Origin of the sequence: Rhodococcus gannanensis (genome assembly GCF_042681175.1) — a bacterium.
Lineage (GTDB): Bacteria > Actinomycetota > Actinomycetes > Mycobacteriales > Mycobacteriaceae > Rhodococcus_G > Rhodococcus_G gannanensis.
In genome coordinates this window covers 212859-222976 of the sequence record NZ_JBHUFB010000001.1, presented here as the reverse complement: position 1 = coordinate 222976, position 10118 = coordinate 212859, and the positions used below count along the sequence as shown (strand labels likewise).

The following is a 10118-nucleotide window of genomic DNA, read 5'->3' as shown; positions in this document are numbered from 1 at the left end:
CCGGAGCAGGCATCCCCCTCGTCCACTCCACACCCATGCCGTTCGACAACTACTTCGACGGCGAAATGCCCGACTTCCACTGGTTCGAACGCGTCCTCGACGACGCAGGCAGCGGCCTCAACCGCCCCGCCGCCGTCATCGTCGAAACCGTCCAGGGCGAAGGCGGCGTCAACGTCGCCCGCCCCGAATGGCTCCGCGCCCTCGCCGACCTCTGCTCCTCCCGCGACATCCTCCTCATCGTCGACGACGTCCAAATGGGCTGCGGCCGCACCGGCCCCTTCTTCTCCTTCGAAATCGCCGGCATCACCCCCGACATCGTCACCCTCTCCAAATCCATCGGCGGCTACGGCCTCCCCATGGCCCTCACCCTCTTCAAACCCGAACTCGACGTCTGGACACCCGGCGAACACAACGGCACCTTCCGCGGCAACAACCCCGCCTTCGTCACCGCCACCGCCGCACTCGAGCAGTACTGGGCCGACGACCGGCTGAGCCGGTCGGTCGCCGAGAAGGGCGAACAGGTGCACACCGCGCTGACCGCCCTGGCAGACCGGTTCGAGGGGGTGAGCACGCGCGGCCGCGGGCTGGTGCGCGGTCTGGTGTTCGACCAGCCCGACCTGGCGGGTCAGGTGTGTACCGCGGCGTTCGAGTCCGGACTGCTCACCGAGACCTCCGGCCCCTCCGACGAGGTCGTGAAACTTCTCCCCCCATTGACAATCTCACCTGACGACCTGACTCTCGGACTGAGCATTCTCACCGGAGCCGTGGCGGCAGTGAGCCGAGAAAGGGAGTACCGGGCATGATCGTCCGCACCACCGACGAGATCACCGACACCGACCGCGACGTCACCAGTGCCGACGGAAACTGGCGCTCCAAGCGCATCGTCCTCGCCGACGACCGCGTCGGGTTCTCCTTCCACGAGACCACTCTCGCGGCCGGCTCGGTCAACGAATTCCACTACGCCAACCACGTCGAGGCGGTCTGGCTGATCGAGGGCGACGGAATCCTCACCGACCTCGAGAAGGGCGAGGTGCACCAGCTGCGGCCGGGCACCATGTACCTGCTCGACGGGCACGAGCGGCACCGCGTCGAACCCGTCACCCAGATGCGCATGCTCTGCGTGTTCAACCCGCCCGTCACCGGGCGCGAGGTACACGACGAGAACGGCGTGTACCCGCTGGTCGTCCTCCCCGAGGAAGGAGTTTCGGAGCTCGAAGGCGTCGGTGCCGATGCATGATCTGATCGACCGCTACCCGACCCGCGTCCTCGACACACCCGCGCTGATCGACCGCACCGACCCCGTGGTCTGGACGTCCGATGCCGATCCGGAAATTCTCGGTTTCGAGTCGCGGGGCTACCTGCACCGCACCGGCGCGATCTCGCCCGACACCGCGGCGCGTTGCCTGGCCGAGATCACGCGTATCGAGCACGACCCTGATCTGCGCGGTGACGAGCGGATCATCCGGGAGGAGTCCGGCGAGGCCGTGCGGTCCGTCTTCGACATCATGAACCTCAGTGCGATCGTCGCCGAGGCCGTCGAGGAGTCCGGGGCCGCGCACCTCGCCCGGCGCATCCTCGGCAGCGAGGTGTACATCCACCAGAGCCGGCTGAACCACAAGCCGGGCTTCGTCGGCGGCGCCTTCTACTGGCATTCGGACTTCGAAACCTGGCATGCGGAAGACGGCATGCCCGCACCACGTGCGGTCAGCGCATCGATCGCGTTGACGGCCAACGAGACCTACAACGGTCCGCTGATGATCGTGCCGGGGAGCCAGCGCGTGTTCATCCAGTGCCGCGGCGCGACCCCGCCCGATCACCACCTGGAGTCGCTGGTGACGACGACACCGCGGATCGGCGCGCCGTCCGAATCGGCGGTGACCGAAGTCGTCGGCACGAACGGTATCGACGTCGTCACCGGCCCGGCCGGCTCGATGACGATGTTCGACTCCAACGTGCTGCACGCCTCCGGCGGCAACATCACCCCGTTCGACCGCGCCAACATCTTCGTCGTCTTCAACAGCGTGGAGAACCGACTGCAGGATCCGTTCGCCGCCGCCGCTCCGCGCCCACTGCACCTCGCGGCCCGCGAACTACCCGAACCCCGTAGGCAGCCGTTCCCGCAGTAGGCTGCGGGCATGGTCGACGATCCCGCTTCCGGCCTGAACGAGCTGCTCGACACGGTGCACCGCCGCCTCGGCGAGACGGTCACCTCGCCCGACACCCTGCGCGACCTCCTCGAGGCCGTCCTGGTCGTCGGAGCAGGTCTGGACCTCGACACCATCCTGCAGCGGATCGTCCGGGCCGCGACAGAACTGCTCGGCGCCCGCTACGGCGCGCTCGGGGTGCGCGCGCCCGGCGGTGGCCTGTCCGAGTTCGTGTACGAGGGCATCGACGCTGCGACGAGGGCGTCGATGGGTCACCTCCCGGAGGGGCGTGGGCTGCTCGGCCTGCTGATCAACGATCCGCGGCCCGTCCGTATCCGCGAGCTGGCCACGCACGCCGCGTCGGTCGGGTTCCCACCCGACCATCCGCCGATGCACAGCTTCCTCGGTATGCCGATCATCGTGCGCGGGCAGGCGTTCGGCAGCATCTACCTCACCGAGAAGCGGGACGGCCCCGAGTTCACCGACGAGGACCAGACGATCCTCACGGTGCTCGCCGAGTCCGCGGCTCTCGCGATCGACAACGCCCGCCTGTTCGAGCAGTCCCTCGTGCGCGAGCGATGGCTGACGGCGATGTCGTCGATCACCTCACGACTCCTGGTCGGCGGATCGGTGCCGGAGACGCTGGACCTGCTGGTGCGCCGCACCCGGGAACTCGGCTCCGCCGACACCGTCACCATCGTCGACACGCTGGGTGGCACGAGCGTCGTCTCCGCCACCACCGATCCCGACGTCGCCGTGGGTCAGGACGTCGACTTCGCCGAACTCAGCGCCGGCGCCGCGCGGACCGCGACGCTGCCGGTGGCGGGACCGCAGCACGTCCAGGGCGCACTCGTCGTCGCGTCCCACTCCGACGATCAGGAGTGGGACCCGGACGAGCTGCAACGGCTGGCGTCGATGGCGGACCTGGCCGCGGTGGCGCTCGAGTTCGCTCACCAGCAGCACCAGCAGCGACAGCTGGACGTCTTCGCCGATCGCGACCGCATCGCCCGCGACCTGCACGACAACGTCATCCAACGATTGTTCGCCACCGGGATGAGTGTGCAGTCGGTGCTAGGCGCCGCACAGGGACGCACCTCGGAGGTGTTGACCCGAGCGGTCGAGCAGCTCGACCGCACGGTTCGCGAGATCCGCACCACGATCTTCGATCTGCAGTCCGCGCAGTCCACCGCGCCTGCAGGACTGCGCCGGCGACTGCTGGACGTGATCGGCGAGCTCACGGCGGACGTCACGCCGTCGGTTCAGTTCTCCGGACCGATCGACACCCTCGCCTCTGATTCCATCGCAGCGCACGCGGAAGCCGTTCTGCGCGAAGGACTTTCCAATGCGCGACGCCACTCGGGCGCGACGTCGATCACCGTGACGGTCGCCGCGGGCGAGGACTTCACCGTGTCCGTTGCCGACGACGGCGTCGGCATGTCCGGCACCGAGGCCCGCAGCGGGCTCGCCAACCTCGGCAAGCGGGCGGAGGCGTGCGGAGGCCGGTTCGACGTCGACTCGACACCCGGCTCGGGCACCACGCTCACCTGGCGGGTGCCGCTTGGCTGAGCCAACCCGCCCTCCGGGTCAGGCGATCGGCGGCAGCGTGACTACCTGACCGGCGTAGGCCAGTCCAGCACCGAAGCCGAGCAGCAGCGCGGTGTCGCCGGGCTTGGAGGCGCCCGACCGGATGATCTCCTCCATCGCCATCGGGATCGACGCGGCGCTGGTGTTGCCCGATTCGACGATGTCCCGCGCGACGACCACACGCTCGGGCAGGTCGAGGGTGCGGATGAGGGCGTCGGTGATCCGGCTGTTCGCCTGGTGCGGAACGAAGGCGTCGAGGTCCTCGGCGGCGACGCCGGCCTTCTCGAGGGCCGCCCGGCACGCCTTCTCGAGGAAGGTCACGGCCCAGCGGAACACGGCGGGCCCGTTCATCCGGATGTACGGACGTTCCGGAACAGGCGCGCCGTCCGCGGACGCGGCGACCTCGTTGAAGAACGTCATGAAGTCCTTGTCCTGCTTGATCGCGGCGGTCTGACTGCCGTCGGAACCCCACGCGACCGGCCCGATGCCCTCGACGTCGGACGGTCCCACCACGACGGCACCCGCGCCGTCGGCGAAGATGAACGCGCAGGTGCGATCGGACTGGTCGAGGAGGTCGGAGAGCCGCTCCACGCCGATCACCAGGACGTGCCGGGCCTGGCCCGCACGGACGAGGCTCGCGGCGTTGCCGAGCGCGTAGCAGAACCCGGCGCAGCCCGCCGAGACGTCGTAGGCGGCGGTGTCGTGCATGCCGAGCTCGGTGGCCACGACCGCGCCCGCGGACGGACCGAGCACCATCTGGGACGAGGTGGCGAGCACGACGGCGTCGATCTGGTCGGCGGCGAGGCCGGCCGCAGCGAGCGCGTCCTTCGCGGCAGCGACGCTCATCGAGACGATCGTCTCGTCGTCGCCGGACCAGCGGCGGGCGGTGATGCCGGATCGGGTCCTGATCCACTCGTCGGAGGAGTCGATGCGATCGACGATCTCGGAGTTGGGGACGACACGCTTCGGGCGGTACACCCCGAGCCCGAGGAGGGCGGTGTTGGTCACTGGACTTGCTGTGGCGATCTGCGCGGGCATGTCATCCTCTCCAGGTGAACCGATCGGTTCACGTGTTGATGTGTGTCTAACATGAACCGATCGGTCCACACAAGATTTCCGTGACTAACAGCAGGAGCATTTCGGATGACCACGGCACGACCACGCGCCCGACTGCTCTCCACCACCATCACGATGGTGCAGGAGCTGGGGGTCAACGCGGCCGGGCTGACCGAGTTGCTCAAGCGCAGCAACGCCTCACGAAACTCGCTCTACCAGCACTTTCCCGCGGGAAAGGGTCAGCTCGTCGAGACGGCGACGCGAATCGTGTCGAGGCTCGTGCACTCACATCTCGCGACCATGGCCGACGCGCTGCCCGCCGCCACCTCCGTCGAGACGTGGCTCGACGACCTGTTCGCGTTCTGGCGTGAGCCCCTCGAGTCGAGCGACTACCGACTCGGCTCGTTCATGATGGCGGCGGCACTCGACGAACCGGACACAGCCGTCCAGGCCGCGGCGGGCCAGGCATTCACCGAGTGGACGGACAGGCTCGCCTCCGGGCTCGCCGCAGCCGGCGCCGAGCCCGGCGCCGCCCGGTCGACGGCGAGCCTGCTGCTCTCCGTGGTCGAGGGCGCGATCCTGCAGTCCCGAGCGCTCGAATCGAGCGAGCCGTTCGACGACGCCCGTACCCAGCTCGGGGTCCTGCTGCGCCACCACCTGCCCGCGGCGGGCTGACCCTCCCTCAGCGCTTCGCGTCCGGCTTGCCCTTCAGCTCGGTCGCCAGCACCGCCGCCTGCGTGCGGCGCTGCATCCCCAGCTTTGCCAGCAGGCGCGAGACGTAGTTCTTGACCGTCTTCTCCGCGAGGTGCATCCGCGCACCGATCTCCCGGTTCGTCAGGCCCTCACCGATCAGCTCGAACACCGCCCGCTCCTGATCGGTCAGTTCCTCGACGAGTCCGGCCTGGTTGCGCTGCGCCCGAATCCGCGTCAGCAGGGCGGCCGTCTCCCGGTCGTCGAGCAGTGAACCCCCCGCGGCCACGGTGCGGACCGCCTCGATCAGGTCGATGCCGAGGATCTGTTTGAGCAGGTAGCCGGATGCCCCGGCCATCACCGCGTCGAACAGGGCCTCGTCGTCCGAGTACGAGGTCAGCATCAGGCAGCGCAGACCCGGGGTTCGGGACCGCAGCTCGCGGCACAGTTCGACTCCCGAGCCGTCCGGGAGCCGGACGTCGAGGACCGCGACGTCCACACCCTCCGCAGGCACGGATGCCAGGGCCTCGGCCACGCTCGACGCCTCCCCCACGACCGTGAGGTCGGGTGCGGCGCCCAGCAGGTCCACCAGGCCACGGCGGACGATCTCGTGGTCGTCGACGAGGAACAGGCGTGTCGGCATGTACCGATCCCAGCACATCGGGACCTTCGGCCCTATCGACCGGGTCCCCCCGTCCGTGAGGCTGTGGCTGTGCCATCCCTCGGTGGCACGCCACACCGCTCGGCGAACGGGGATCGACTGTGACGCGTGAACTGACCCAACTCGAGCTCCTCCGGGAACTCGAACCCGTCGCCGAGGAGAACGTGCACCGGCACCTGTCGATGGCCAAGGACTGGCACCCGCACGACTACGTGCCGTGGGACGACGGCCGGAACTTCGCCGCTCTCGGCGGCGTCGACTGGGATCCGACGCAGTCGCAGCTCAGCGACGTCGCGAAGGCCGCGATGGTCACGAACCTGCTGACCGAGGACAACCTGCCGTCCTATCACCGGGTGATCGCCGAGAACTTCTCCCGCGACGGCGCCTGGGGCACCTGGGTCGGCCGGTGGACTGCGGAGGAGAACAAGCACTCCGTGGTGATGCGGGACTACCTCGTCGTCACACGCGGGGTCGATCCGGTGGCCCTGGAGAACGCCCGGATGACCCACATGACCGCCGGGTTCAACCCCGACCTGCAGGAGGGCCTGCTGGACGCGGTCACCTACGTGACCTTCCAGGAACTCGCCACCCGGGTCTCCCACCGGAACACCGGCCGGGCGTGCGGCGACCCGATCGCGGACCGCATGCTCGCCCGCGTCGCAGCCGACGAGAACCTGCACATGATGTTCTACCGCAACATCACCGGCGCCGCCCTCGACCTCGCACCGGCCCAGGCCATGCGTGCCGTCGTGAAGATCCTCGCCAACTTCCAGATGCCCGGCGCGACCATGCCGCAGTTCCGCCGCAACGCCGTGCTGATCGCCAAAGGTGGCATCTACGACCTGCGCCAGCACCTCGACGACGTGGTGCTTCCGGTGCTGCGAACCTGGAAGGTCTTCGAGCGCAACGATTTCAACGGGGAGGCGGAGACGTTGCGCGAGGAACTCGACGAGCTGCTGAACGGGCTGCGAGCCGACGCGGAACGGTTCGAGGAGGCACGGGACCGGGCGCTGGCCCGAGCCGCGGAACGAGGGAAGGTGACGGTCCGATGACCATGATCGAGAACGACACGGACCGGATGCCGCCGACCACGGACACGGGCGCACTGTTCGACACGGCACTGACGATGGCGGCAGCGGCCAAGCGCGGCAACGTGACCGCGTGGGCGGAGGCGAAGTCCGCGAGGCACGATCCCGATGCGCTCGCCTTCCTGAACTCGGTGCTGCTCGGAGTGCTGATCGAGAACGACGCGGTCCGCCGCGGGGTGCATCCCGCCGACGTGTGGGCGCAGCTGCGCCGGGGCGGACTCGACGAGTTCGGGTGAGGGAGACACGACGCGGGGCCGGTGCCGTCAGGCACCGGCCCCGCGAACGTCGGGGGACGTGACCGCTAGGACGCGTCTCCCGGGCGGACGATCAGCACCGGGCAGTCCGCCGAGCTCATCAGCGCAGCACTGGTGGAGCCGAGGAGCATGCCCCGGAACCCGCCGCGGCCGCGGCTGCCGACGACGAGAAGCTGTGCCTGCTCGGAGAATTCGCTCAGCACCCGCACCGGACGGTCGCGTCGGACGACACGCTGCACCGGAACGTCGGGGTACTGCTCGATCAGGCCGGCGAGCTGCTCGGAGAGCACCGCCTCCTCCGCCGCCTGGATCGCGCTCCAGTGCGGGTCGTCCTCGGTTGCGCCGAGCGACGGCTGCACCGAGACGTCACTCCACACGTTCACCGCGATGAGCTGGGCGTTGCGGGCCGATGCCTCCAGGAACGCGACTTCCGTTGCCGCCGCACTGATCTCCGATCCGTCGATGCCGACGACGACCGGACCCTCGGTCGGGGCGTGGCCGTCGAGGGTGCGACCGCGGACGACCGCGACCGGCGCCGTCGAGTGGGACGCCACCGCACGGGCCACCGATCCGAGCAGCGCGCCGCTGAACTCACCGAGGCCGCGGCTGCCGAGCGCGATCATGGATGCGCCGGGCGCGTACTGCAGCAGTACCTCCGCGATGCGCCCCTCGTGCAGCTTCGTGTCGATCTCGAGGCCGGAGTCGTCCGTCGCCTCCCGCGCGAGGACGGCCGCACTGTCCAGGTGTGCGCGGCCGGCGTTCTTGAGGTCGTCGCCGTAGCCGCGGACCAGGTAGGGCTCGCTGTAGTAGTACGCGGGCACGTGGACCACGGAGACCAGCAGCAGTGGGAGCTTGCGGGCCGCAGCCGTCCGGGCGGCCCACACCACTGCGGTCGACGCCGCATCTGATCCGTCCACTCCCACCACGACGGGCTTGCTTGCACTCATGCTGCTCCTCTACTCGACCGACAACGCTGTCCTGCCCATTGTGTCCGCTTCCGGCGCGGTCCGCGTGGGTCGAAGGTCCCCGTGTCGACATCGGGTTCGTCACGTCTGGGCCGCCAGGAGTGTCATCTGGCGGTTCGCCCTGGTGGCTCCTACTGTTGACAGTGCAACCCGATCCGGTTGCGCGCGTCCAGCAAGGAGCGTGTCATGGCCGATTCGACGACCCACAAGAACGCCGTGCTCTCCCGGATGACACCGGGGCGCTGGCTGGCACTGGTGCTGGTGGTGCTGGCCGTGATCTTCATCTTCCAGAACACGTCCACGATCAGCATCTCGCTGGCCTGGCTCACGATCGACGCCGCACTCTGGCTGGTCCTGCTGGTCGTGTTCGCCATCGGGTGGATCGCAGGCTGGCTGCTCGGCCGGCGCAAGCCGAGCTGATCCGAACGGCGGCGCCGTCACGACCGACGGCCGGGTGCGCGCGTCGGCACATCACCCGAGGGCAATACCGCACGCTTCGCACCCGGCGCGGGCTCAGGCGTCGATGATGGCGCGCAGCTTCTCGATCTGCGCGACGCGACCGGCGGAGTCGGGGGCGATCGCATTGACGGTGAGCGTCGTGGCGCCCGCCTCCTTGAAAGCGGCGACGCGCTCCCGCACGTATCCCTCCGGGCCGATGAGCGAGATGGCACGCACGAGTTCGTCGGGGACGGCCGCGGCGGCCTCCTGCTTCTTCCCGTCCAGGTACAGGTCCTGGATGGTCTTCGCCTCGGCCTCGTAGCCGTAGCGGCAGGCGAGATCGTTGTAGAAGTTCTTGCCGCGGGCACCCATGCCGCCGATGTACAGCGCGAGGTGCGGCTTGATCCATTCGAGCATGTGGTCGACGTCGTCGCCGATGGCGAGCGCAGGGCCGGCGTAGATCTCGAGTTCACCCAGGGACGGGTCGCGCTTGGCCTTGCCCTTGGCGATCGCATCGCCCCACACGTCGTTCGCACGCTCGGGATGGAAGAAGATCGGCTGCCAGCCCTCGGCGATCTCGGCGGTCAGCTCGACGTTCTTCGGGCCGAGCGCCGCGATGACGATCGGGATCTTCTCGCGCACAGGGTGATTGATGATCTTCAGCGGCTTGCCGAGGCCGGTGCCCTTCTCCGCGGGGAGCGGGATCTGGTAGTACTTCCCGTCGTACTGGACCTTCTCGCGACGCCACACCTGACGGCAGATGTCGACGAGCTCGCGGGTACGGCCGATCGGCGCGTCGTACCTGACGCCGTGGAAGCCCTCGATGACCTGCGGTCCGGACGCCCCCAGTCCGAGTACGAACCGGCCGTCCGAGACGAAGTCCAGACCGGCCGCGGTCATCGCCATCAGGGACGGCGTGCGGGTGTAGATCTGGAAGATTCCCGACGCGAGCTTGAGGGTGGTCGTCTTCGCCGCGAGGTAGCCGAGCTGGCTCACGGCGTCGAAGGAGTAAGCCTCCGCCATGAAGACGATGTCGAGCCCGGCGCGCTCGAGGTCGGCTACCTCGGCAACGGTCTCGGCGAACCCGCCGCTGTAGGTGATCTGCGTTCCGATGCGCACTCGGACACTCCATTCGAAGAGGGGGACAGCTTCGTAGGACATTACGCATCGCGGTGACGGATCCGTAGGACCGTGCCGAGCACGATCGGTGACCGCAGGCACCGAATCGGAGGTGACTC

The 10118-nt window shown here is 68.8% G+C and carries 12 protein-coding genes; 8 read left to right on the top strand and 4 right to left on the bottom strand.

Going from position 1 to position 10118, the window contains the following annotated elements; all coding sequences use genetic code 11:
- The 4 genes from ACFSJG_RS01140 to ACFSJG_RS01125 form a co-directional block, all read left to right on the top strand.
- Window positions 1-803: aminotransferase class III-fold pyridoxal phosphate-dependent enzyme (locus ACFSJG_RS01140; RefSeq protein ID WP_378483358.1), on the top strand; the 803-nt coding region annotated here is incomplete at its 5' end.
- On the top strand, window positions 800-1237 hold the full coding sequence (locus ACFSJG_RS01135; protein WP_378483357.1) for an ectoine synthase: 438 nt from the start codon (window positions 800-802) through the stop codon (window positions 1235-1237). The genes ACFSJG_RS01140 and ACFSJG_RS01135, both read left to right, overlap by 4 nt.
- Window positions 1230-2126: an ectoine hydroxylase gene (thpD, locus tag ACFSJG_RS01130; protein WP_378483356.1), complete on the top strand. Its 897-nt coding sequence runs from the start codon at window positions 1230-1232 to the stop codon at window positions 2124-2126. Before ACFSJG_RS01135 ends, thpD begins: the two co-directional genes overlap by 8 nt.
- 9 nt (window positions 2127-2135) lie before the next feature.
- A complete protein-coding gene (locus ACFSJG_RS01125) occupies window positions 2136-3710 on the top strand; it encodes a GAF domain-containing sensor histidine kinase (RefSeq protein ID WP_378483355.1) in 1575 nt (524 codons plus the stop codon).
- Between the two features lie 18 nt (window positions 3711-3728).
- Here ACFSJG_RS01125 and ACFSJG_RS01120 read toward each other — a convergent pair whose 3' ends face one another.
- Window positions 3729-4766, bottom strand: coding sequence for a beta-ketoacyl-ACP synthase III (locus ACFSJG_RS01120; RefSeq protein WP_378483354.1), 1038 nt, complete (start codon window positions 4764-4766; stop codon window positions 3729-3731).
- Between the two features lie 105 nt (window positions 4767-4871).
- On the opposite strand from ACFSJG_RS01120, the gene ACFSJG_RS01115 reads away from it, so the two are divergent.
- Window positions 4872-5459: a TetR/AcrR family transcriptional regulator gene (locus tag ACFSJG_RS01115; protein ID WP_378483353.1), complete on the top strand. Its 588-nt coding sequence runs from the start codon at window positions 4872-4874 to the stop codon at window positions 5457-5459.
- 7 nt (window positions 5460-5466) lie between these two features.
- On the opposite strand, the gene ACFSJG_RS01110 is transcribed toward ACFSJG_RS01115, so the two are convergent.
- Window positions 5467-6117 carry a response regulator gene (locus ACFSJG_RS01110; RefSeq protein ID WP_378483352.1) on the bottom strand — a complete coding sequence of 217 codons (651 nt, stop codon included), beginning with the start codon at window positions 6115-6117 and terminating at the stop codon, window positions 5467-5469.
- A 119-nt stretch (window positions 6118-6236) separates the two neighbouring features.
- Here ACFSJG_RS01110 and ACFSJG_RS01105 point away from each other — a divergent pair, with 119 nt between their 5' ends.
- Both ACFSJG_RS01105 and ACFSJG_RS01100 read left to right on the top strand, forming a co-directional pair.
- Window positions 6237-7187: an acyl-ACP desaturase gene (locus ACFSJG_RS01105; RefSeq protein ID WP_378483351.1), complete on the top strand. Its 951-nt coding sequence runs from the start codon at window positions 6237-6239 to the stop codon at window positions 7185-7187.
- Window positions 7184-7459 carry a hypothetical protein gene (locus ACFSJG_RS01100; protein WP_378483350.1) on the top strand — a complete coding sequence of 92 codons (276 nt, stop codon included), beginning with the start codon at window positions 7184-7186 and terminating at the stop codon, window positions 7457-7459. The genes ACFSJG_RS01105 and ACFSJG_RS01100 overlap by 4 nt, the downstream gene beginning before the upstream one ends.
- 65 nt (window positions 7460-7524) lie before the next feature.
- Here the strand turns inward: ACFSJG_RS01100 and ACFSJG_RS01095 are convergent, their stop codons facing one another.
- Window positions 7525-8424 carry a universal stress protein gene (locus ACFSJG_RS01095; RefSeq protein ID WP_378483349.1) on the bottom strand — a complete coding sequence of 300 codons (900 nt, stop codon included), beginning with the start codon at window positions 8422-8424 and terminating at the stop codon, window positions 7525-7527.
- Between the two features lie 204 nt (window positions 8425-8628).
- Here ACFSJG_RS01095 and ACFSJG_RS01090 point away from each other — a divergent pair, with 204 nt between their 5' ends.
- Complete coding sequence (locus ACFSJG_RS01090) at window positions 8629-8862, top strand: LapA family protein (protein ID WP_378483348.1); 234 nt, start codon at window positions 8629-8631, stop codon at window positions 8860-8862.
- Window positions 8863-8955: 93 nt separating this feature from the next.
- Here the strand turns inward: ACFSJG_RS01090 and ACFSJG_RS01085 are convergent, their stop codons facing one another.
- Entirely contained in the window at window positions 8956-10041 is a 1086-nt protein-coding gene (locus tag ACFSJG_RS01085; RefSeq protein ID WP_378483347.1) for an LLM class F420-dependent oxidoreductase, read from the bottom strand.
- Window positions 10042-10118: the final 77 nt, after the last annotated feature.